18 protein-coding genes and 1 pseudogene are annotated in these 21,239 nt (G+C 65.2%); 10 read left to right on the top strand and 9 right to left on the bottom strand.

The window, feature by feature from the left end; genetic code table 11:
• The first annotated feature begins 38 nt into the window (after window positions 1-38).
• From BN972_RS19580 to BN972_RS19545, 8 genes are all read left to right on the top strand, one after another.
• A complete protein-coding gene (locus BN972_RS19580; RefSeq protein WP_036361542.1) occupies window positions 39-1,001 on the top strand; it encodes a pirin family protein in 963 nt (320 codons plus the stop codon).
• A 2-nt stretch (window positions 1,002-1,003) separates the two neighbouring features.
• Window positions 1,004-1,636, top strand: a complete 633-nt coding sequence (locus BN972_RS19575; RefSeq protein ID WP_080697027.1) for a TetR/AcrR family transcriptional regulator — start codon at window positions 1,004-1,006, stop codon at window positions 1,634-1,636.
• A gap of 54 nt (window positions 1,637-1,690) precedes the next feature.
• The gene (locus tag BN972_RS19570) at window positions 1,691-2,623 is read left to right on the top strand and encodes a class I SAM-dependent methyltransferase (RefSeq protein WP_036361540.1); all 933 of its coding nucleotides are present in this window, start codon (window positions 1,691-1,693) and stop codon (window positions 2,621-2,623) included.
• Window positions 2,624-2,640: 17 nt separating this feature from the next.
• On the top strand, window positions 2,641-3,582 hold the full coding sequence (locus BN972_RS19565) for a class I SAM-dependent methyltransferase (RefSeq protein ID WP_036361539.1): 942 nt from the start codon (window positions 2,641-2,643) through the stop codon (window positions 3,580-3,582).
• On the top strand, window positions 3,582-4,505 hold the full coding sequence (locus BN972_RS19560; RefSeq protein WP_036361537.1) for a class I SAM-dependent methyltransferase: 924 nt from the start codon (window positions 3,582-3,584) through the stop codon (window positions 4,503-4,505). Before BN972_RS19565 ends, BN972_RS19560 begins: the two co-directional genes overlap by 1 nt.
• Before the next feature lie 105 nt (window positions 4,506-4,610).
• Complete coding sequence (locus BN972_RS19555) at window positions 4,611-6,068, top strand: aldehyde dehydrogenase family protein (RefSeq protein ID WP_036361535.1); 1,458 nt, start codon at window positions 4,611-4,613, stop codon at window positions 6,066-6,068.
• 77 nt (window positions 6,069-6,145) lie between these two features.
• Complete coding sequence (locus BN972_RS19550) at window positions 6,146-7,006, top strand: SDR family NAD(P)-dependent oxidoreductase (protein WP_036361533.1); 861 nt, start codon at window positions 6,146-6,148, stop codon at window positions 7,004-7,006.
• A gap of 5 nt (window positions 7,007-7,011) precedes the next feature.
• Entirely contained in the window at window positions 7,012-7,980 is a 969-nt protein-coding gene (locus tag BN972_RS19545; protein ID WP_036361531.1) for an NADPH:quinone oxidoreductase family protein, read from the top strand.
• Window positions 7,981-7,994: 14 nt separating this feature from the next.
• On the opposite strand, the gene BN972_RS19540 is transcribed toward BN972_RS19545, so the two are convergent.
• The 6 genes and pseudogenes from BN972_RS19540 to BN972_RS19515 all read right to left on the bottom strand — a co-directional run bounded on the left by BN972_RS19540 (window position 7,995) and on the right by BN972_RS19515 (window position 17,413).
• Window positions 7,995-9,857 carry a PE-PPE domain-containing protein gene (locus BN972_RS19540; RefSeq protein WP_036363421.1) on the bottom strand — a complete coding sequence of 621 codons (1,863 nt, stop codon included), beginning with the start codon at window positions 9,855-9,857 and terminating at the stop codon, window positions 7,995-7,997.
• Window positions 9,858-10,067: 210 nt separating this feature from the next.
• Window positions 10,068-11,727, bottom strand: a pseudogene (locus BN972_RS19535) (PE family protein).
• An 89-nt stretch (window positions 11,728-11,816) separates the two neighbouring features.
• Entirely contained in the window at window positions 11,817-13,481 is a 1,665-nt protein-coding gene (locus BN972_RS19530; RefSeq protein ID WP_036361529.1) for a PE family protein, read from the bottom strand.
• Window positions 13,482-13,647: 166 nt separating this feature from the next.
• Window positions 13,648-15,288, bottom strand: a complete 1,641-nt coding sequence (locus tag BN972_RS19525; protein WP_036361527.1) for a PE family protein — start codon at window positions 15,286-15,288, stop codon at window positions 13,648-13,650.
• Between the two features lie 81 nt (window positions 15,289-15,369).
• On the bottom strand, window positions 15,370-16,200 hold the full coding sequence (locus BN972_RS19520; protein WP_036361524.1) for a tyrosine-protein phosphatase: 831 nt from the start codon (window positions 16,198-16,200) through the stop codon (window positions 15,370-15,372).
• Window positions 16,193-17,413, bottom strand: a complete 1,221-nt coding sequence (locus BN972_RS19515) for an acyl-CoA dehydrogenase family protein (protein ID WP_051545752.1) — start codon at window positions 17,411-17,413, stop codon at window positions 16,193-16,195. The genes BN972_RS19520 and BN972_RS19515 overlap by 8 nt, the downstream gene beginning before the upstream one ends.
• A gap of 35 nt (window positions 17,414-17,448) precedes the next feature.
• On the opposite strand from BN972_RS19515, the gene BN972_RS19510 reads away from it, so the two are divergent.
• Window positions 17,449-17,910 carry a nuclear transport factor 2 family protein gene (locus BN972_RS19510; protein WP_036361522.1) on the top strand — a complete coding sequence of 154 codons (462 nt, stop codon included), beginning with the start codon at window positions 17,449-17,451 and terminating at the stop codon, window positions 17,908-17,910.
• A 3-nt stretch (window positions 17,911-17,913) separates the two neighbouring features.
• On the opposite strand, the gene BN972_RS28895 is transcribed toward BN972_RS19510, so the two are convergent.
• Window positions 17,914-18,039, bottom strand: a complete 126-nt coding sequence (locus tag BN972_RS28895; RefSeq protein WP_099051159.1) for a hypothetical protein — start codon at window positions 18,037-18,039, stop codon at window positions 17,914-17,916.
• Between the two features lie 129 nt (window positions 18,040-18,168).
• Between BN972_RS28895 and BN972_RS19505 the strand changes: the two genes are divergently transcribed.
• Window positions 18,169-18,792, top strand: a complete 624-nt coding sequence (locus BN972_RS19505; protein WP_036363418.1) for a TetR/AcrR family transcriptional regulator — start codon at window positions 18,169-18,171, stop codon at window positions 18,790-18,792.
• A gap of 5 nt (window positions 18,793-18,797) precedes the next feature.
• Here the strand turns inward: BN972_RS19505 and BN972_RS19500 are convergent, their stop codons facing one another.
• Window positions 18,798-20,228, bottom strand: a complete 1,431-nt coding sequence (locus BN972_RS19500) for a PE family protein (protein WP_036361521.1) — start codon at window positions 20,226-20,228, stop codon at window positions 18,798-18,800.
• A gap of 91 nt (window positions 20,229-20,319) precedes the next feature.
• The gene (locus tag BN972_RS19495; RefSeq protein WP_036361520.1) at window positions 20,320-21,216 is read right to left on the bottom strand and encodes an alpha/beta hydrolase; all 897 of its coding nucleotides are present in this window, start codon (window positions 21,214-21,216) and stop codon (window positions 20,320-20,322) included.
• Window positions 21,217-21,239 lie beyond the last annotated feature (23 nt).

The following is a 21,239-nucleotide window of genomic DNA, read 5'->3' as shown; positions in this document are numbered from 1 at the left end:
AGTCCGGTTATATCGGGCAACCGAAGAGGAGGCGGCAAATGCCAGCTATCACCGCAGACACACTCACCCTGACCCGGATCGGTCCGGCCACTGCGGCCGACACCGAACGCCCGGTCCGATCGATCACCACCGGCCCGCGCGGTTATGAGGGACTGGGCTTTCCGGTCGTGCGCGCGTTCGCCGGGGTCAGTTCCACCGCACTGGACCCGTTCGTGCACATGGACCAGATGGGCGAAGTCGACTACGAACCCGGCGAACCGCGGGGAACCGACTGGCATCCCCATCGGGGCTTCGAAACGGTGACCTACATGATCGACGGAACGTTCGCGCACCAGGATTCCCATGGCGGTGGCGGGCTGATCACCGACGGCGCCACGCAATGGATGACCGCAGGATCGGGCATTCTACACATCGAAACTCCGCCCGTCGAGATGGTAAATCGTGGCGGCAAGTTTCACGGCATCCAGCTGTGGGTGAACCTCCCCAAACGGGACAAGTTCGCCGCACCCCGGTACCAGGCGATCGAGGGCACCGATACCAAGCTGCTCTCCTCCGATGACGGCGGTGCGCTGGTTCGTGTCATCGCCGGTGAGATCGACGGCCACCGCGGGCCGGGCATCACCCACACCCCGATCACGATGGCGCACGCGACGATAGAAGCTGGTGCGCGCCTTAACATTCCGTGGCGCCGCGACTTCAACGCCCTGGTGTATGTGCTCTCCGGTGAAGGGTCCGTCGGACCGGTCGGGCACCCGATCAAGCAGGGGCAGTTGGCGGTGCTGGGGCCGGGTGACCGGATCTCCGTCGCGGGCGGCCGCTCGGTGCTCGACGTGCTGCTGCTGGGCGGGCAGCCGATTCGGGAGCCGGTTTTCCACTACGGGCCGTTCGTGATGAACACGCGGGCCGAGGTGATCCAGGCGCTCGATGACTATCAAGCCGGCAAGTTTGGCGGCATCCCGGCGAACGCGGTGATGCCGCAGCGTGGCGGTGGCACACTCTAGTAATGCCGCAAGTGGCAAGTCGCGGGCCGGGACGTCCCCCGGCCGCGAAGGCCGATGAGACGCGTAAGCGGATTGTGCGTGCCGCGCGTCAGGTGTTCAGCGAGCGCGGCTACGACGGCGCGACGTTCCAGGCCATTGCCATGCGCGCCGATCTGACCCGGCCGGCGATAAATCACTACTTCGCCAGCAAGCGGGTCTTGTACGGCGAGGTCGCCGACCGCACCAACGACCTCGTCGTCAGCGCTGGCGTCGACCGGGCGCGCAAGGAGACCACCTTGATCGCCCGGGTCACCGCTTTCATCACCGTGGCGATGGAGGTGGACGCCCAAAACCCTTGCACCGCAGCATTTTTGGCTACCGCGGTATTGGACTCGCAGCGGCATCCGGAACTGCGCCGGGACGAGAACGACGCGGTGCGGATGACCCGGGAGTTTCTCGTCTGGGCAGTCAACGATGCGGTCAGCAGCGGGGAACTCGCCGCGGACGTGGAGGTCGATTCCCTGGCCGAGGTGTTGTTGCTGGTGCTGTGCGGCGTCGGGTTCTACGCGGGGTTCGTCGGCGACTACCAGCAGGTGCAAAACATCCTCGACACGCTGCGGCAGTTGATCGCCGGCAGTGTGTGGACTCCGCAGTGAACTGGCGCACAAAGCGTATAGATTGCCTAACTTATTAGGTATCATGGGCGGGTCATGACTGATCTCGACTCGCCCTCGCTGCGGACCGCCGGCGACAGTTGGGAAATTACCGAGAGCGTCGGCGCCACCGCGTTGGCGGTCGCCGCATCCCGCGCGGTCGAGACGGCGGGCCCGCGCCCACTGATCCGTGATGAGTTCGCCGCCGCGCTGGTCTCGTCGGCCGGTCCGGCGTGGGCCAGGCTGGCCGATCCCGACATCGCTTGGCTGGACGGTGACCGACACGGGCAACGGCTGCACCGGATCGGGTGCGACTACCAGGCTGTGCGCACCCACTACTTCGACGAGTACTTCGCCGCCGCCGGGGAAGCCGGCATTCGTCAGGTGGTGATCCTGGCGGCCGGTCTGGACTCGCGGGCCTACCGGCTGCGCTGGCCGGGCGGCACCCAGGTCTACGAGATCGACCAGCCCAAGGTGCTGGACTACAAGGCCTCGATCCTGGCTGCGCACGGCGCGGCCCCTGCCGCGGACCGCCATGCCGTCCCGGTTGACCTGCGGGAGGACTGGCCGGCCGCCCTCATCGCCGCCGGCTTCGAGCCCGGCCGGCCGACCGCATGGCTGGCCGAAGGTCTGCTCGCCTACCTGCCCAGCGACGCCCAGGACCGGCTGTTCGAGATGTGCACCGAGTTGAGCGCGCCGGGCAGCCGGATCGCCGTCGAGGCATTCACGATGCGGATCGACGGGAACAGGCAGCGCTGGAACCGGATGCGTGACCGGCTGGGGCTTGATGTCAACGTCGAGGCCCTCACTTACCACGAGCCGGACCGGTCCGATCCCGCGCACTGGTTGGGCGAACATGGCTGGCAGGTCGAGAGCACCGCCAATCACCAGGAGATGGCGCGGCTGGGTCGCCCGGTACCTGAGGACCTGGCCCACGAGGCGGTCACGACCACGCTGATGTGGGCGACTAGATCAGTTGACGATTCGTAGAGAGTGAGAACACGCAGATGAGCACACTGCGCAGCCACGACGACACCTGGGATATCAGGACCAGCGTCGGCAGCACCGCGGTCATGGTGGCCGCGGCGCGAGCCGTCGAAACCGAGCAGCCCGACGCCCTGATCCGCGACCCCTACGCCAAGCTCCTGGTCACCCAGGCCAATGCCGGGGTGTTGTGGGAGGCCATGCTGGATCCGTCCGTGGCGGCCAAGGTCGAGAGTATGGACGCCGAAGCCGCCGCGATGATCCGGCACATGCGCGGCTACCAGGCGGTACGGACCAACTTCTTCGACACCTTCTTCGCCGATGCCGCCGCGGCCGGGATCAGGCAGATCGTCATTCTCGCCTCGGGACTCGATTCGCGGGCCTACCGGCTGGACTGGCCGGCCGGCACCACCGTTTACGAGATCGACCAGCCGCAGGTGCTGGAGTACAAGTCGGCGACGCTGGCCGACAACGGGGTGACGCCGTCCGCGGACCGCCGTGCGGTGGCCGTCGACTTGCGCCAGGACTGGCCCGCCGCGCTGCGCGCAGCGGGGTTCGACCCGACTGCGCGGACGGCGTGGCTGGCAGAGGGACTGCTGATGTACCTTCCCGCAGAAGCGCAGGACAGGTTGTTCACCCAGGTGGGTGAGCTGAGCCCGCCCGGAAGCCGGATCGCCGCGGAGACCGCCGCGTCCCATGCCGACGAACGGCGCGAGCAGATGCGGGCGCGGTTCAAGAAGATCGCCGAGCAGATCGGTCTGGAGGAGACCATCGACGTCGGCGAGCTGATGTATCGCGACGAGCATCGGGCTCCGTTAGCCGGCTGGCTGAACGGCCACGGCTGGCAGGCCGTCGGACAAAGTTCCGCCGATGAGATGCAGCGGTTGGGCCGTTGGGTCGCCGAGGTGCCGATGGCCGACGACAAGGATGCGTTCTCCGAGTTCGTGACCGCGGAGCGGCTGTAATGCCGCGCACCGCGGACGACTCCTGGGACATCGCGACAAGCGTGGGAGCGACCGCGGTCATGGTCGCGCTGGCGCGCGCCGCGGAAACCACCGGCGCCGATCCGCTGATCCGGGACGAGTTCGCCGAGCCGTTGGTGTCCACGCCGGAATTGGCCGGGGTCCGGGAACAGGTGGCCGCGTGGTGGGCGCCCGAGCCGGATGACGACCCGGAGTACACGGTGGACTCCCAGCAGATGATCAACTACCAGGCCGTGCGGACCCACTTTTTCGACGAATTCTTCGCCGGCTCCGCCACGACCGGCATCCGGCAGGTGGTGCTGCTGGCCGCCGGGTTGGATTCCCGCGCCTACCGGTTGGACTGGCCGGCCGGCACGACCGTGTACGAGATCGACCTGCCCAAGGTGCTCGAATACAAGGCTTCCACCCTGGCCGGCATCGGTGCCGAACCGACCGCGGACCGCCGACCGGTCGCCGTCGACTTGCGTCATGACTGGCCGCAGGCGCTGCGCCACGCCGGCTTCGACGTCGATCGGCCGACGGCCTGGCTGGCCGAGGGGCTACTGCCGTTCCTTCCGGCCACGGCGCAGGAATCGATGTTCAGTTCGATCGATGCGCTGAGCGCACCGGGCAGCCGGGTCGCCGTCGAGGTCTTCGGGGTCGACGACGAGAAGCGTGCCGACGCGCAACAGAGGTGGGAGCAACTCCGCGCCCGGCGGGCGGCACGCGGCCAGGACACGTCGTTCAACCCGTTCGATCTGTGGTTCGACGACGGAGGCCGTCCCGATCCGGCGGACTGGTTTGCCGCGCGCGGCTGGGCGGCCGAGGCGGTGTCGGCGCGCGACGAAGGGGCACGGTTGGGGCGGCCGCCACAGACCGAAGACCGCCCGTTCCTGAACAGTTTCGTGACGGCGGCCAAACGCTGAACGAGCGGTGTGTCCTGATCTTTCCTATTGCCGTCCTACTGCCGCCCGAGCGGGGTGACTAGGATCGCGTCTATCACGGGTTTGATAGGTGAAGGAAGGACAACGATGACCACCGAATCCCCACCCAAGGCCGGTTCTGAGACCGCCAATGGGCACGCGGCCCCCGACGCACCCGACATCCCCGGGACCGTGGCCCGGCTGCGCCGGACTTTCGCCACCGGACGTACCCGCGACATCGCCTGGCGAAAGCACCAGTTGCTGCAGCTGGCCAAGCTGGTGGAAGAGAACGAGCCGGCAATCGCCGCCGCCCTGGCCGAAGACCTGGACCGCAACGCTGTCGAGGCGTTCATCGCCGACATCGCCACCACGGCCGGTGAGGCCAAGTACGCGGCCAAGAAGCTGCGCAAGTGGACCCGTCGCAAGTACCTGCTGCTCGAGGCCCCGCAGCTGCCCGGCCGCGGCTGGGTGGAATATGAGCCCTACGGAACCGTGCTGATCATCGGCGCGTGGAACTACCCCTTCTATCTGACTCTGGGCCCCGCGGTCGGCGCTCTGGCGGCGGGCAACGCCGTGATCCTCAAGCCTTCCGAAATCGCTCCGGCGTCGTCCCGGTTGATGGCCGAGTTGGTGCCCAAGTACCTGGACAGAGATGCTGTCGCGGTGGTCGAGGGCGACGGCACGGTCACCCAGGAGCTGATCGCCCAGGGCCTGGACCGCGTCCTGTTCACCGGTGGCACCGAGATCGGTCGCAAGGTATACGAGGGTGCGGCCAAGCATTTGACCCCGGTCACGCTGGAACTGGGCGGCAAGAGCCCGGTGATCGTGGCGGCCGATGCGGACGTGGACGTCGCGGCCAAGCGAATCGCCTGGATCAAGATCATGAACGCCGGGCAGACCTGCGTCGCGCCCGACTACGTACTGGCCGACGCGACGATCCGCGACGAGCTGGTCGAGAAGATCAGCGCTTCCCTGACCAAGTTCCGGGCCAAGGAGAACCAGGCCGGATTGCGCATCGTCAACCAGCGCCAGTTCGACCGGCTGAGCGGCTACATCAGCGAGGCGGAGGCCGAGGCGAAGGCCGGCGGCAAGTGCAAGGTCGCCGCCGGCGGCAAGTGTGACGCATCGAGCCTGCGTATCCAGCCGACGGTGGTCGTCGACCCCGATCCGCAGGGGCCGCTGATGCAGAACGAGATCTTCGGCCCGATTTTGCCGGTGATTACGGTCAAGTCGCTCGACGAGGCGATCGAGTTCATCAACTCCCGCCCCAAGCCGCTGTCGGCCTACGTGTTCACCAAGTCCAAGGAGACCCGCGAGCGCGTGATCAAAGAGGTCTCCGCGGGCGGCATGCTGGTCAACCACCTCGCCTTCCAGGTGTCGACGGCCAAGCTGCCATTCGGTGGCGTCGGACACTCGGGCATGGGTGCCTACCACGGGAAGTGGGGGTTCGATGAGTTCAGTCACCGCAAGTCGGTGCTGACCAAGCCGACCCGCCCCGACTTCTCCGCGATGATCTACCCGCCCTACACCGACCGAGCCTTCAAGCTGGCTCGCAAACTGTTCTAGCCTGACGTCCGCCCACGACGGCACCGGTTGTCTCCCGGTGCCGGTGCTTAACCTTGATAGCCCCAGAGAGGAACCTGATGCCCGGAGTGCAGGATCGCGTCGTCGTAGTCACCGGAGCCGGTGGCGGATTGGGCCGTGAATACGCCCTCACCCTCGCCCGGGAGGGCGCGAGCGTCGTCGTCAACGACCTCGGCGGTGCCCGGGACGGCACGGGCGGCGGATCGGCGATGGCCGACCACGTGGTCACCGAGATCCGGGACGCGGGAGGCCGCGCGGTCGCCAACTACGACAGCGTCGCAGAACCTGAGGGTGCGGCCAACATCATCAAGACCGCGCTCGACGAGTTCGGCGCCGTGCACGGTGTGGTGAGCAACGCCGGGATTCTGCGCGACGGCACCTTCCACAAGATGACGTTCGAGAACTGGGACGCGGTGCTCAAGGTGCACCTCTATGGCGGGTACAACGTCATCCGTGCCGCCTGGCCGCACTTCCGCGAGCAGAGTTTCGGCCGGGTGGTGGTCGCGACCTCGACCAGCGGGCTGTTCGGCAACTTCGGCCAGACCAACTACGGGGCGGCCAAGCTCGGCCTTGTCGGCCTGATCAACACCCTGGCGCTGGAGGGTGCCAAGTACAACATCCACGCCAACGCCGTGGCCCCGATCGCCGCCACCCGGATGACCGAAGACATCATGCCCCCCGAGGTGCTCGAGAAGCTCACGCCCGAGTTTGTCGCCCCAGTGGTGGCCTACCTGTGCACCGAGGAAAACCCGGACAACGCATCGGTTTTCGTCGTCGGCGGTGGCAAGGTGCAGCGGGTGGCACTGTTCCAGAACGAGGGGCTCAACTTCGACAAGCCGCCGACGGTGCAGGACATCGCGGACCACTGGAGTGAGATCACCGACCTGTCGGCGGCGCAAAAAGCTGGATTCAAGCTCTAAATGTAATGAAAGCCTGTGTCGTTCAGAAGCTTTCCGGCCCATCCGGCATGGTCTATACCGATGTTGACGACGTATCCGATGGCGGTGGCAACATCGTCATCGAGGTACGCGCCGCCGGAGTCTGCTTCCCGGACCTGCTTCTGACCAAAGGCAAATACCAGCTCAAGTTGTCGCCGCCGTTCGTGCCGGGCATGGAGACTGCCGGAGTGGTGCGCTCGGCGCCTGCGGAGTCGGGTTTTCGCGTGGGCGAACGGGTTTCGGCGTTCGGTGTGCTCGGATGCTACGCCGAGCGGGTCGCTGTACCGGTTTCGAACGTGATTCGCAGCCCCGACGAGCTCGACGATGCGGAAGCCGTGTCGTTGTTGGTCAATTACAACACCATGTATTTCGCGCTGTCGCGGCGCGCGGTGATGCGTCCCGGCCAGACGGTGCTCGTACTCGGCGCCGCCGGCGGGGTAGGCACGGCCGCCGTCCAGATCGCCAAGGCGATGGGCGCCAGCCAGGTTATCGGCGTCGTACACCGGGAAAGCGCAATGGACTACGTTGCAGCACTCGGAGCTGATCAGGTCCTGCACCTGGCCCGCGGCTGGGTCGACAAGGTGCACGAGCACACCAACGGCCAAGGGGTGGACATCGTCGTCGATCCCGTAGGTGGCCGCGCCTTCGACGACGCCATCCGCGCTTTGGCGATTGACGGCAAATTGCTGGTGATCGGGTTCGCGGCAGGAAGCATCCCGACGTTGACCGTCAACCAGCTGTTGCTGCGCAACGTCGGCGTACTGGGTGTCGCCTGGGGTGAATACCTCAACAAGGTTCCGGGTTCGGCCGTGCAGTTCTCCGCGGGCCTCAACCAGCTGGTCGCATTGGGGCTGAAACCCCCACCGCCACAGCGTTATCCGCTGTCCGAGGCCCGGGCCGCATTGGAGACGCTGGACGCCGGCGGGGTGCTCGGCAAAGTGGTGCTGGAGCCTTAAGCGAGGTCAAGTCTTCAGTTCGCGCTACCGGTGAGGTCGCCGATCACCGACGAGATCGTGTCGATCGTCACGATGGTTTGGAACCCGCCGGCCAGGGTCAACAAAGCGACGTCGGCGGCGATCGGATTGCCGAATGCGTTGACGATCCCCATCGGGTCACCGTTGACGGCTTGCTGGATTCCGTCGAGGAACAGGTTGAAGTTATACGACGGGAGTGTGGTGGCGATCGTGTTCGCGATGTCGGCGGTCGGTAGCAGCAGGGCGTAGCCGTCGGCGCCCGCACTGGTAATTGCGGTGGTGATGTTGGTGTTCGCCGCCTTGATCGCGTCGAAGATGCCATCGACGGAGAAGCCGGTGGCGGGTGGCAGTGCGAACGGAAGGCCGCCACCGCCACCGCCGCCGCTGCCGCCGCTCGGCAGGAGGTCGGTCAGCGACGGCAGTGACGTCGGAACCATGGCGCTGATGTCGCCGACAAAGGCACCCCAGCCCTGATTGGCGAGGGTGATCTGATCGCCGACGAAATTCTCCGGGATCGGCGGGAGCAGCTCGAACGGGGTGTGCACGTCCGCGTAACCGGTCGAGTAGCCGAGGTGCGGGTCACCGTACCCCCAGTTCACCAGGTAGGTCAGGTTCGGTTCGACCAGGTCAGCAAATGCGTTGCCGAAGAACGGAATTGCGCGCAGCGGCTGCACCAGTGGCAGACCGTCGTAGGTGATCAGGTAGTAGCGATCCAGGCCGTTGTTGCCGGGCGAGACCGGCAGTTGGATGGCGTTGTAACCGGGAGCAAGGGTGCCGTCCGGCCGGATGATGCTCGGATAGTCGCCGTGCACGGATTGGATACCCAGGAACGCATTCAGGTCGGCCAGGAAGTTGATGGGATACTTCGGGAACTGGGTGTAACCGTCGTACTGCAGCGAGAATGTGTCGACTGGGTAGCCCGAGCCCGATGGCGTGGGTCCGAAGAAGTCCAGGCCCAGAGCCGGCATGGACAAGCCCGGGAAGCGGGATAGCAGTCCGCCGTTGGGTGCCATCGGGTTGCCCAGCAGGGTGAAGCTCAGTGGCGTAGCCGGATCGAACGGGATGCCAAGCGCCATCAAGTTGCGCAATTCCATTGACGACAGGATCGCGCTCTGCGAATAAGCCAGAACGGAAACGCTTGTGCCGTGGGATATCAATCCCTCGGTGGGTCCGAACAGCGCGTTGTGCAGCATCTGAGTGCCCAGTTGGACCGACTGGGTGAGCGGTAGGTCCTTGATCTGGGTGAGCGGGTACAAGCCCTCGGGGGTGTTAAGAGGTAGCGACGGCGCCATTCCGGTCAAGAACTGGATCCACGGCCGCACGCTGGCCATGTAAGGCAGCGAGGGGATCGGTGTGCCGCTGCCCGTCATGATCAACACCGATTCGAAGGTCGTGTTGGCCAGCCCCGGCGGCGGACCTACCGGCAATGTGACGGGAGTGCCGGGACCGGCCGGGTTCACTGCCGGGGCGAACAATGACTGGATGGGCGCCAGCAGCGGCTGCAGCGGCGCGACCACCGGGGCCAGCAGCGCCTCAAGCGGCGACGCGGCGGCCAGAGCGCTCCCCACGGCGGCCGCGTTGCGGAATTCGGCCTCGGCATAAGAGAGGCTGGCCGACGCCAGTGCCTGCTGGAACTGTTCCTGGAACAGCGTCGCCTGCCCGATAACCTCCTGGTACTCCAGGCCGAAGGCACGGAACAGCTGCGCCGCTGCCTCTGAGACCTCATCGGCCGCGGCGGCAGCCAGCCCGGTGGTTTGGCCGGCTACGGCCGCGTTCACTTCGTTGAGCGATGCCTGCAAGCCCGCCAGGTTCTCGGCGGCTGCGGTCAGAAGTTGCGGTTGCGTCGTCAAATAGGACATGCGGAATCCCTTCACGGCCAATGTGTTTCGTAGCGGCCGGAGCCCACACCGCTACGGCGTCGCTGGGCTGGCGCGTTCAGCCATTCGGGGAGTCCGGCACCAGTGAGCCTAAAACGGTCCGGTCGTTAGGTGGTGAAAATCGCGTGGATAGCTGCCCTAAATTTCTGTGAATTCGCTGGGGGTCCCTCGGGTGTCCGGTATGCGAAAAATTCAGGCGAAGAGGCCCTGGATGTCCTTGACGTTGTTGCTCAGCGCCGCGAGTATGGTGAGCCCCTCTACCCCGCCGGCGATCGTGGCCAAGCCGATGTCGGCCGCGATCGGGTACCCGAATGCGTTGATCAGGTTGCCCTGCGCTAGCTGTTCCACGAAGAGCTGAGCGTTGTACAGCGGCATCGTTGTCGCGAAAGAAAGGCCTATGTCAGCGGTGGGCAGCAGCACCGCGTAGTCGTCCGAGATGATCGACGCAACCGTGTTGACAACCTTTTTCCGGCGACGGGAGCTTCAACGCGGCTGTCATGAGGTCGCCCGTGCTCGGCGGTGCGAACGTGGGCAGCGTCACCGGATTCGCGGCGAGGAGCTGCACGTCGCGGGTGAAGTCGTGGATGCCCTGCTGGGTTCCAGCGACCAGCGCGTCGGCGATGACGTGTGGCGGCACCTCCGGGAACAGCCCGAACGGGGTCGGGACGTCGGCGTAACTCGTCGAGTAGCCGTGGTACGGGTCGCCGTAGCCCAGGTTCACCAGCACCTTGAGGTCGGGCTGGATCAGGTTGGCCAGCGGATTCCCGATCACCGGCACCGCCCGCAGCGGCGCCAGCAGCGGCAGGTTCTCGGTGGGAATCATGTAATAGGTGGTATTCCCGGTGTATCCCGGCGATGTCGGTAGTTGCACGGCGCTGTCGACGTGAGCCTGCGTCAGGTCGAAATACGTTGGGTGCACGAAGACGATGCCGGCCAAGGCGTTGAGGTCGGCGATGAAGTTGATCGGGTAACGCGGGAAGTCGGCGAAGCCGTCGTATTCGAGTGTGTAGTTGGCGACCGGATAAGGCGTGTTGGACGGCGTCGCGCCGTAGAAGTCCAATCCCAGGGCGGGCAGCGAAAGTCCGGGGAAACGGGACAGCATGCCGCCGTTGGGGTTCATCTCGTTGCCGGTCAGTACGAAGTTGAGCTGGCCGACGTAGGGATTGCCCAGGGCCGCAAGCCTTTGCATCTCCAGCGATGCAATGACGGAGCTCTGCGAGATGCCGAACACGGTCACCTTGTTGGCGGGATTGGCCAACTGCTCGGTAAGAGTGTTGTGGAGAATGTTCACGCCCTCTTGCACTGACGCATTCAGCGTCATGCTCCGAACACCGGTGAGCGGGTACAGCTCTTCTGGGGTGTAGAGCGGGAACGAGACGGTGGGATTCTGGGCGTCGGGTCGGATGTAGAGGTTGAGAGCGCCGTTGATCAGTTTCGCGGTGGGGATCGGAACGCCGGTGCCGCCCATGATGATCGACACCGGATTGGGCGGGAACGGCGGCAGTGCGGCCGCGGTCGGCGCGAAGGTCTGTGCGGCGGTGCCGCCCAACAAGCCCTGCAAACCGGTGGCGATCGCTGTCTCGGCGTTGGCATAGGCCGTCGCCGCTGCTGCCAATGACAGCTGGAATTGGTTTTGGAAAGCCGAAATCTGCGTAAGCACGGCCTGGTACTCCTGGCCGTACGCGCCAAAGGCATTCGCGATCGCCGCCGACACTTCGTCAGCGGCGGCCGCCAGCACACTCGATGTCGGTGCCGCGGCCGCTGCGCTGGCGCTGCTGAGCGCTGAGCCGATCCCCTCGATGTTCGCGGCAGCCGTCGTTATGAACTCCGGCTCGGCAAGCAGAAACGACATGAATTTACGACCCTTCCCGACAGGCAATGGTCGTCAGCGTAGAGGGATCTCGCGGTGCTGTCTGGCGTTTAGCCGCAGCGATACGGGGCTCAGGGAATGAGGGCCCGGATGTCGCTGATGTTTTGGGAGATCGCCTTCGAGATGACAAGGAACTGGACAATGCCGGCAATAGTGGCCAGTCCCACGTCCGCGGCGATCGGATAGCCGATCGCATTGACGAGGTTGCCTTGCGCCAACTGTTCCACGAACAGCTGAGAGTCGTACAGCGGCAACGTGGTAGCGAATGCCATCACGGTGTCGGCCGCCGGAAGCAGCACTGCGTAGTCGGTCGAGATGACCGTGGCCGCGGTGTTGACGACCTTCTCGGGTGACGGCAGCTGGCTGAGCTTCGCCAGGATGTCGGTCGGTTGCGGCGGGGTGAACGTCGGGAGCTGCGGCGGATGGGCGGCCAGGGCCTGCAGCTCGGTGTGGAAATCGGTGATGCCCTGCTGCGTCCCCCTGGCGAACGCGTCGACGAGGGTGCCGGGACTGACCTCAGGGAACAACCCGAACGGGGTGTGCACATCGGCGTAGCCGGTCGAGTAACCCAGATTCGGGTCGCCGTAACCCAGATTGACGATGACTTCCAGGTTGGGCTCGATCAGCGCGGCCAGGGGGTTGCCGATCACCGGTATCGCCCGCAGCGGGGTCAGCAGCGGCAGTTCCTCGGTCGGGATCATGTAGTAGTACGTCTTACCGCCGTTTTCGTAGTAGCCGGGCGACGTCGGCAACTGGATGGCGCTGTCGACCTGCGCGGGCGTCAGATTCAGATATTTGGTGTGCACGGTGGCGATACCGAACACCGCGTTGAGATCCGAGATGAAGTTGATCGGGTACCGCGGGAAGCTTGCGAAGCCGTCGTACTCCTGTGTGTAGATGGCCACGTTGTATGGCGTGTTGGACGGTGTGGCGCCATAGAAGTCGAGGCCCAGCGTCGGCAACGTCAGGTTCGGGAACCGCGCGAGCATGCCGCCATTGGGATTCATCTCGTTGCCGACGAGGATGAAATTGAGGTCGGCCGGTGCGATGGGGAAGCCCGCGGCCGCCAGCTGCTGCATGTACAACGAAGAGATGATGGCGCTCTGCGAGTAGCCGAACACGGTGACGGAATTTCCGGGGATCGCCAATTGGGACTGAACGTAATTTCCGAGAATTGTCAAGCCCTCGGAAACCGACTGATTCAGCGTCAAGCTTTTGACGCCGGTGATCGGATACAGCTCTTCCGGCGTGTACAGGATCTGTTGGAGACCGGTTGCATGCACATAAAGCTCGTTGGCAAGCGTGGCATAAGCCGGCGGCGGTATGGGCACTCCCGTGGGGCCGATGAATACCGAAGTGTCCAGAGCCGGGAATGGCGGATTGGTGAACGGCAACGCCGGCGGCAGCGCCGCCGGGGCGGCAGCCACGCCCAAGGCTCCGGTCAGGGCGGCGGCTGCTGCGTTCTCGGTTTGCACATAGGCGTTCGCTGCCGCGGCCAGCGACTGTTGGAATCGACCAGCATATGCGTCGACCTGGCCGACCATCGCCTGGAATTGCTGTCCATGTGCGCCAAAGAGATTCGCGATCGCCGCCGAGACCTCGTCGGAGGCCGCCGCCAGCAGGCCCGATGTCGGTGCTGCCGCGGCCGCACTGGCTGCCCTGATCGTCGAACCGATGCTGTCGATGTCCGCGGCGACCGTTGTGATGATCTGCGGGTCCACCAACAGCTGCGTCATCGCCTACCCCCGTGCCCCCTGCCACCAGACCTACTGGTGGAAACAATTGGTTCAGCGTAATGGCTTGCGGCCATTCATGTACGGGTTTTGACGCAAAAGCAAGTTATTGAATGAAGTCTAATAAAGAAGTGCGCTCAAAATGGCACGTTTGTGCAGAAATTGCTTATCAAATACCGAGACTTTGCAAATCCTGAACGATCTCGGCCGCGGCTTCGACCACGGCGATGAACTCGATCATGCCGCCCAGCGCTGCCAATCCGGCAGTGGCGGCAAGTGGCAGTTCAATGGCATCGCGCAGATTTCCCTGCGCGAGTTGGCTCAAGAACAACGTCGCGTCGTAGGCCGGCATGGTGGTCAGGAACGCCGTGCCCAGGTCGGCGGTCGGGAGCAGAACCGAGTAGCCGGTGGACACCACCGACGCCAGCGTGTTGACGATGTTGACCGGTGTGGCCGGGACGGTCGGCGGCGGCGGCCCGATGTACTGCTGGATCAAGGGCGGGAACGCGGGCGGGCTGATCACCGGCGGGGTGGTGAGTGCCGTCGGCGCCACGGCCAGGAAGTCGTTGATGCCCTGCTGGGTGCCGGCGACGAGAGCATTGGCGATCACGTCCGGTGGCACGTCGGGGAACAGCCCGAACGGTGTCGGCACATTCGCCGGTGACGTCGAATAGCCGTAGTTCGGGTCGCCGTAGCCCAGGTTGACGATGACCTTCAGGTTCGGTTGTACAAGTGCGGCAATCGGTTCCCCGATGACCGGGATCGCCCGGACCGGGTCGAGCAGCGGGAGGTCCGGGTGCGGGATGATGTAGTACTCGTTGGTCGTCGGGCCCTGAGTCGGCAATTGAATGGCCGACTGCACCTGCGCCGGAGTGAGCTGGGCATAGGTCGTGTGCACGGTGAGAATGCCAAACACCGCGTTGATGTCGGACAGAATGTTGAGTGGGTATCGCGGGAAGTCGGCGAAGCCGTCGTATTCGAGTGTGTAGGTGGTCGTTTGGTACGGACCGTCCGGGGTGGCGCCGTAGAAGGGCAGGCCCAATGTGGTGATGTTGAGCCCCGGGATGCGTGCCAGAATGCCGCCGTTGGGGTTCATCTCGTTGCCGGTCAGGATGAAGCTGAGTCGCGAAGGGTCCGGCATATTCGGACCAAGGGAAATGTAGTGCTCCATCAGCAGCGACGAGATGATGGCGCTCTGGGAGTAACCGAAAACCGTGACGTTGTTTCCGGCCGCGAGTTGCTCTCCGATGGCCGCATTGAGGATCTGCAGCCCCTCGGACACCGATGTCGCCAGAGGCAGCGACCTGACACCGGTGATCGGATACAGCTCTTCGGGAGTGAACAAGGCCTGGACAATCGCTCCAGGTGAAATCGGCTGCACGAAGAGACTGTTGACGGCATTGAGGTAGGTGGCACCAGGTATCGGGGTGCCGGTGCCGCCCATGATGATCGCGGTAGTGACGTTCGTGGGTGCGCCGACGGTCGGCGTGGTCAGACCGGCCGTGACGCTTTGCACCAATTGGGCGGTGTTGATCGCTTCGGCGTTGGCGTAATACTCCACCGTGGCGGTCAGCCGCTGAACAATTCCGGCGTAGAAGGCGCCGAATTGCGCGTTGACCGTTTGAAACTCCTGGCCGAAGCTCTCGAACAGGCCGGCAATTGCCGACGACACCTCGTCGGCTGCCGCCGCGGCAATGGCACTCGTTGGCGCCGCCGCAATCGCGGCCGCCTCCCCGAGCGCCGACCCGATCCCCGCCAAGTCAGTTGCCGCAGCAGCCAACGCGGGCGACTGCACGAGCATGTACGACATCTCCCGGACCCCTCCCGTACCGGTTGAGGGTAAAGCGATTCCGCCTTGCTGTCCGGGCTTTGGCCCGAGCTCATAGACTACTCAGCCGAGCAGCGCGCTCCGAAGCTTCGACAGGTCGGCCTCGTTGAGCCCGGCATCACGCAGGTAGCCATCGAGCGAGCCGTAGGACTCGTCGATCGTCTGCCATGCGGCGCCGAGGTATTCGGCGCGAACGCCCAGCACCCCATCCGAAAGCCGCGCCTTAGTGAAGGTCTCGACCTCCGGAGTCAGCTCGACGTCCGAGCGTTGCTGGATCATCTCGGTGATCCGGGTGCGCAACTGCGGCACCGCGGCGTTGCTGCGCAGATAGTCGGCAACGATCGCGTCACGGTCCACGCCCACCGCTTCCAACACCGTTGCAACCACAAACCCGGTGCGGTCCTTGCCGGCGAAGCAATGGGTGAGCACCGGGCGGCCGTCGGCGAGCAGGGTGAACACCCGGTGCACTGCGCGCTGGGCGCCGTTGCGCGTCGGGAATTCGCGGTATTCCTCGGTCATGTAGCGCACCGCGTTGGCTTCGATGGCCTCATCGGATTCGTCGGAATCACCGTTGGTGAGCAGGCGCTTGAATGCGGATTCGTGTGGTGCCTCGTCGGATTCATCGGCCTGGTCGTCGGCAAGATCGGGAAACGGCAGCAGGTGCACGTCGACGCCGTCGGGAACACGGCCAGGACCGCGCCGGTTGACCTCGCGGGTAGAGCGCAGGTCGGCGACGTCGCTGATGCCTAGTCCGCGCAGGATCTCCCGGCCTCGATCGTCCAGGCCGCTGAGCTCGCTGGAGCGGAACAGCCGGCCGGGCCTGATCCCGGTGGTGGCATCCGCTACGTCACGAAAGTTCCACGCCCCCGGGAGGTCTCGTAAACCGTCAGCCATGGTTGGTGACCGCCGCGGCCAGCGCGGACTGCTCGCGGCCCAACTCGGTGCGTGCGATGGTGCGCATGTGGACCTCGTCGGGCCCGTCGAAGATCCGCATGGCGCGGTGCCAGCCGTATAGCCGGGCCAGGGGTGTGTCGTCACAGATGCCTGCCGCGCCGTGCACCTGGATGGCCCGGTCGATCACATCGCAGGCGACTTGCGGCGCCACGGCTTTGATCTGCGAGACCAACTGGTGGGCGGCCTTGTTGCCGTGCTGGTCGATGGTCCACGCGGCCTTCTCGCACAGCAGCCTGGCTTGGTCGATCTCGTTGCGAGACTTGGCAATTGCGTGTTGGACCAGGCCCTGGTCGGCCAGCGGACGGCCGAACGCGATCCGGTTGTTGGCGCGGTTCACCATGAGCGCCAGCGCGCGCTCGGCCCCGCCGAGGGCACGCATGCAGTGGTGGATGCGTCCCGGGCCCAGCCGCGCCTGCGCGATAGCGAAGCCCGCGCCCTCCTGGCCGAGCAGGTTGGTGGCCGGCACCCGGACGTTGTCATAGATGATTTCGCAGTGGCCGTGCTGGTCCTGCCAGCCGAACACGCCGGTCGAGCGGACCACCGTGACGCCGGGGGTGTCCATCGGCACCAGCACCATCGACTGCTGCTGATGGCTGGCCGCTTCGGGATTGGTGCGGCCCATCACGATCAGGATTTTGCAGCGCGGGTCCGCCGCGCCCGATGTCCACCACTTACGGCCGTTGATCACGTAGTCGGCACCGTCGCGCACGATCGAGGTCTCGATGTTGCGGGCATCGCTGCTGGCAACCGCGGGCTCGGTCATCGAGAACGCGCTGCGAATGTCGCCGTTGAGCAACGGCTCCAGCCAGTCCTTGCGTTGCTGCTCGGTGGCGAACAGGTGCAGCGTCTCCATGTTGCCGGTGTCGGGCGCAGCGCAGTTGAGCGCTTCCGGTGCGATCTCCAGGCTCCAACCGGTCAGCTCGGCCAGCGGTGCGTATTCGAGATTCGTCAGACCCGACTCGGCCGGCAGGAACAGGTTCCACAGGCCACGCTCCTTGGCCTTGGCCTTGAGGGCCTCGATCACCGGCGGCACCGTGTGGTCGCCGGGGCCGGCCTCGTGGCGGTACTTCTCGTACTCGGCCTCGGCCGGGAAGACGTGGTCCGTCATGAATTCCGTCAACCGCTTGTGATAGTCGCTGGCTTTGGCCGACATTGCGAAGTCCATGCCGCCACGATATGACAACGGTTATGACCGAATCGCGCCCCCCGTTTCCCCCGTTCACTCACGAGACCGCGCTGCAAAAGGTGCAGGCGGCCGAGGACGCCTGGAACACCTGTGACCCCGAACGCGTCAGCCTGGCCTACACCGCCGACTCGGTCTGGCGCAACCGCGACGAGCACGTCGTCGGGCGGGAGGAAATCGTCGCGTTCCTCACCCGCAAGTGGCAGCGCGAACTCGACTACTCGCTGCGCAAGGGCTTGTGGAGTTTCGAAGGCAACCGCATCGCGGTGCGGTTCCAGTACGAGTGCCACGACCGCACGGGGCAGTGGTTCCGCAGTTACGGAAACGAGCTATGGGAGTTCAATCCGGAAGGTTTGATGGCGCGGCGCGAAGCCAGCATCAATGACGTACCGATCAACGAATCGGAGCGGCGAATTTTCGGTCCGCGACCGACGAGCGAGCACGGTGCGGACTTCCCGCTGTGGTGAGTTCTAGACGGGCGGGTAGGCCGGCGGCGGGTAGCCGTTGCCGGACTCGACACCGCGTAAACCCCAGGTGAGGTAGCTGAAGAAGAACTCGATCTCGTCGCTACCGTCGTAGTCAGGAACCGGGTCCATTACTCCACCTCTCAAGCGACTGTGTTCTCCTGAAAGAGTCTAGTCCTATCCACTGCGGGGCGACAGGCGCGGCGTTGCTTAAACTGTCCAACTAGTTGATTGATAGCGCAGCGACGATAGTGAGTGCAGATGCCGTCCGGAAATGGCCTTTCGCGCCGTGAGGAGTTGCTGGCGGTCGCCACCAAGCTGTTTGCCGCCCGCGGCTATCACGGCACCCGGATGGATGATGTCGCCGATGTGATCGGGCTGAACAAGGCGACGGTCTATCACTATTACGCCAGCAAGGCGCTGATCCTGTTCGATATCTACCGCCAGGCCGCCGAGGGCACCCTGGCCGCCGTTCATGACGACCCGTCCTGGACGGCTCGCGAGGCGCTTTACCAGTACACCGTGCGGTTGCTGACCGGAATCGCGAGCAACCCCGAACGTGCCGCCGTCTACTTCCAGGAACAGCCATATATCACCGAGTGGTTCACCTCCGAACAGGTTGCCGAGGTACGCGAGAAGGAAGCTCAGGTCTATGAGCACGTGCACGGGCTGATCGACCGCGGCATCGCCAGCGGCGAGTTCTACGAGTGCGACTCGCATGTGGTCGCGCTCGGCTACATCGGGATGACGCTGGGCAGTTACCGCTGGCTACGACCGAGCGGACGGCGCACGGCCAAGGAAATCGCCGCGGAATTCAGCACCGCGCTACTGCGGGGCTTGATTCGCGATGAGGAGATCCGCACCACCGCGCCGCTGGGGCCGTGAGGCGGTTAGTTGAAGATCGGCGGGATGATCTGCAGCACGTCGCCGAGCGTTCCGCTCAGCAGCGACAGCGCCGTCACCGGAGGCTGGCTCAGTGCGGGGCCGAAGTAAAGATTCAGACCCGGGTTGACCATCGGAACCCACGGATAGGCGTCCGGGAAGTACTCCGGTCCCCAGAGTCCGGCCTGAACGCCGATCTCGACCGCCGCGCCGTACGGCGCCTGCAGCAGCCCCTGGCCCATGTAATACGCGAAGGTGAACGGGTTCGGGATGTTGATCAAGCCGGCGGGTGTGGGCAGATCCGCGTAGCCGTCGGAATAGCCAAGGTCGATCATCACCCGGAGCGGCGGCTGCAGCAGGTCGGCGATCACCGGCCCGGCGTAGGGGATGTCGCGGATCGGCTGCAGTATCGGCAGGTTCTGCGTCAGGAACATGTAGTACTCGGTGTTGCCTGTGTATCCGGGGGAGGTCGGCAGCTGCACCGCGGTGGTGGACAGCAGGTCCGGGTAATTGCTGTGCACGTAGAAGTAGCCCATCAGCGCGTTGATGTCGGCCAGGATGTTGGTCGGGTACTGCGGCACGTGCGCGATGCCGTCGTACTGCGCGGTGTAGATGTAGGTCTCGTACGGGTTGTTCGCCGGCGTCGCACCGTTGAACAGCACGTCCAGACCCGGGATGTAGAAGCCCGGGAACCGCGACAGCAGACCGCCGTTGGGGTTGTTCCCTGCCGCGGCCATGATGAAGGCCAGTTTGTCCACATTGGGTGAGCCGGCCGCCATGAGGTTGACGATTTCGTTGTGCACGATCGAAGCGCTCTGCGAGTAGCCGAAGACGGCGACGTTTTTACCGGCGGCGATCTGCTGATTGATCGCGGTATTGAGCTGCGCCACGCCCTTGGCGACGGACTGGGTGTAGGTCATCGTGCCGAGGTCGGGGGTGATCGGCCAGAACTGTTCGGGCGTGAAGAGGCCAAGCGGCGTGCCCTGGCCGAAGATCGGCTGGATGTAGTTCTTGTTGATGTCGGCCACATACCTGGCCAGCGGAAGAGGGTTGCCGGTGCCGCCCATGATGAGGGCGGTGTCGATGTCCAGAGCCGCCGCCGGCGCCGCGAGAGTTGTCGCGGTTCCGCCGCCGGCGAAGGTGTTGAGCAGCGCGCCGTTGAACGCTTCGGCCTGCGTGTAAGCGCGCGCGGCGTCGGACAGCGCCCGGTTGAACTCGCTCTGGAACAGCGCTGCCTGCCTGACAACGGTCTGGTACTCGTCGCCAAAAGCGTTGAAGAAACCCGCGATCGCCGCGGACACCTCGTCGCCGGCCGCCGCCAGCAGGCCCGACGTCCGGCCGGCCGCGGCGGCATTGGCGGCGTGGATCGCGGCCGCGATTTCGTCGACATCCGTGGCCGCCGCCGCGAGCGACTCAGGGACTGTAAGCAGATAGGACATGGCCCCCGTCCTTCCAATACCCGCAACCGCGGGTAGTAGATATCAGAGCCAGAGTAAAGCGGGGCCGTCGGGAAATCCGGCGTTTCGGCCGTTAAACACCCGCGCTCTGCAAATGCCGGTGGAAGAAGGCGATCTGGTCGGTGACGACGCGCTCGAAGGCGTCGTCGACGTAGATCGCGAAGTGTCCCTCGGGATAGGTCTTGATTTCACCGCGTGGAGCCTTGGCGGCGTGGCGCAGGGTCGGGCCGGCCGGCGCGACCGAATCGGTCTCGCAGACGCAGAACAGGATCGGACAGGTAATCTTCCCGGCGCTGCGGCCGGGACGGTAGACCAGCACCTTCAGGCCGATGCGGGCGGCGACCTCGTTGGGCAGTTCGACACCGTCGGGCACGAGCTTCAAGTATCCGCTGTACGCGTCGGGTGCGGTCATCAACGCGACCTCGCCTGGGCGGCCGGCCGTCGGGATCATCACCGGTGGCCGGCCCAACCGGCTCGCGATGACGTCGCGAATCCCCAATGCCGTGATGCGCGCCGCGGTCGCCGGGTTGATCGCACCTATGGACGCGAAGCCGTCGGTGAACGGGCACTGCGCCACCGCGGCGGCGATGCCCGGCAGCCGGGCTGCCGAAGCGATCACATGGCCTCCACCAAAAGAAGTGCCCCACAGGGCGATTCGGTTGGGGTCGAATCCCGGTAGGGTCCGGGCGAAGGCGACGGCCGCCGCCCAGTCGGCCAGCTGCATATCGATGTCGAGCAATTGCCGCGGCTGACCTTCGCTGTCGCCGAAGTTGCGATAGTCGAACACCAGGCAGGCATAGCCGGCCGCGCTGAACCGCTCGGCGTAAGCGTCCAACCGCATCGTGCGCACCGCGCCCAGACCGTGCGCCATCACGATCAGGGGGACGACGGCGTCGCCGGCGGGCCGGTACAGCCAGGCGCTGATCCGGTCGGTGCCGGAGGTGAACCACACGTCTTCGCGCTCTGGCATAGCGCAACCATAGTGCCGCCTTA

This window comes from Mycobacterium asiaticum DSM 44297, assembly GCF_000613245.1.
Lineage (GTDB): Bacteria > Actinomycetota > Actinomycetes > Mycobacteriales > Mycobacteriaceae > Mycobacterium > Mycobacterium asiaticum.
This window is presented reverse-complemented; position numbering and strand designations above follow the sequence as displayed.

Coding starts and splice junctions, on each gene's coding strand:
- BN972_RS19580 (WP_036361542.1), top strand. CDS start 39: ATGCCAGCTATCACCGCAGACACACTCACCCTGACCCGGATCGGTCCG.
- BN972_RS19575 (WP_080697027.1), top strand. CDS start 1,004: ATGCCGCAAGTGGCAAGTCGCGGGCCGGGACGTCCCCCGGCCGCGAAG.
- BN972_RS19570 (WP_036361540.1), top strand. CDS start 1,691: ATGACTGATCTCGACTCGCCCTCGCTGCGGACCGCCGGCGACAGTTGG.
- BN972_RS19565 (WP_036361539.1), top strand. CDS start 2,641: ATGAGCACACTGCGCAGCCACGACGACACCTGGGATATCAGGACCAGC.
- BN972_RS19560 (WP_036361537.1), top strand. CDS start 3,582: ATGCCGCGCACCGCGGACGACTCCTGGGACATCGCGACAAGCGTGGGA.
- BN972_RS19555 (WP_036361535.1), top strand. CDS start 4,611: ATGACCACCGAATCCCCACCCAAGGCCGGTTCTGAGACCGCCAATGGG.
- BN972_RS19550 (WP_036361533.1), top strand. CDS start 6,146: ATGCCCGGAGTGCAGGATCGCGTCGTCGTAGTCACCGGAGCCGGTGGC.
- BN972_RS19545 (WP_036361531.1), top strand. CDS start 7,012: ATGAAAGCCTGTGTCGTTCAGAAGCTTTCCGGCCCATCCGGCATGGTC.
- BN972_RS19540 (WP_036363421.1), bottom strand. CDS start 9,857: ATGTCCTATTTGACGACGCAACCGCAACTTCTGACCGCAGCCGCCGAG.
- BN972_RS19530 (WP_036361529.1), bottom strand. CDS start 13,481: ATGACGCAGCTGTTGGTGGACCCGCAGATCATCACAACGGTCGCCGCG.
- BN972_RS19525 (WP_036361527.1), bottom strand. CDS start 15,288: ATGTCGTACATGCTCGTGCAGTCGCCCGCGTTGGCTGCTGCGGCAACT.
- BN972_RS19520 (WP_036361524.1), bottom strand. CDS start 16,200: ATGGCTGACGGTTTACGAGACCTCCCGGGGGCGTGGAACTTTCGTGAC.
- BN972_RS19515 (WP_051545752.1), bottom strand. CDS start 17,413: ATGTCGGCCAAAGCCAGCGACTATCACAAGCGGTTGACGGAATTCATG.
- BN972_RS19510 (WP_036361522.1), top strand. CDS start 17,449: ATGACCGAATCGCGCCCCCCGTTTCCCCCGTTCACTCACGAGACCGCG.
- BN972_RS28895 (WP_099051159.1), bottom strand. CDS start 18,039: ATGGACCCGGTTCCTGACTACGACGGTAGCGACGAGATCGAGTTCTTC.
- BN972_RS19505 (WP_036363418.1), top strand. CDS start 18,169: ATGCCGTCCGGAAATGGCCTTTCGCGCCGTGAGGAGTTGCTGGCGGTC.
- BN972_RS19500 (WP_036361521.1), bottom strand. CDS start 20,228: ATGTCCTATCTGCTTACAGTCCCTGAGTCGCTCGCGGCGGCGGCCACG.
- BN972_RS19495 (WP_036361520.1), bottom strand. CDS start 21,216: ATGCCAGAGCGCGAAGACGTGTGGTTCACCTCCGGCACCGACCGGATC.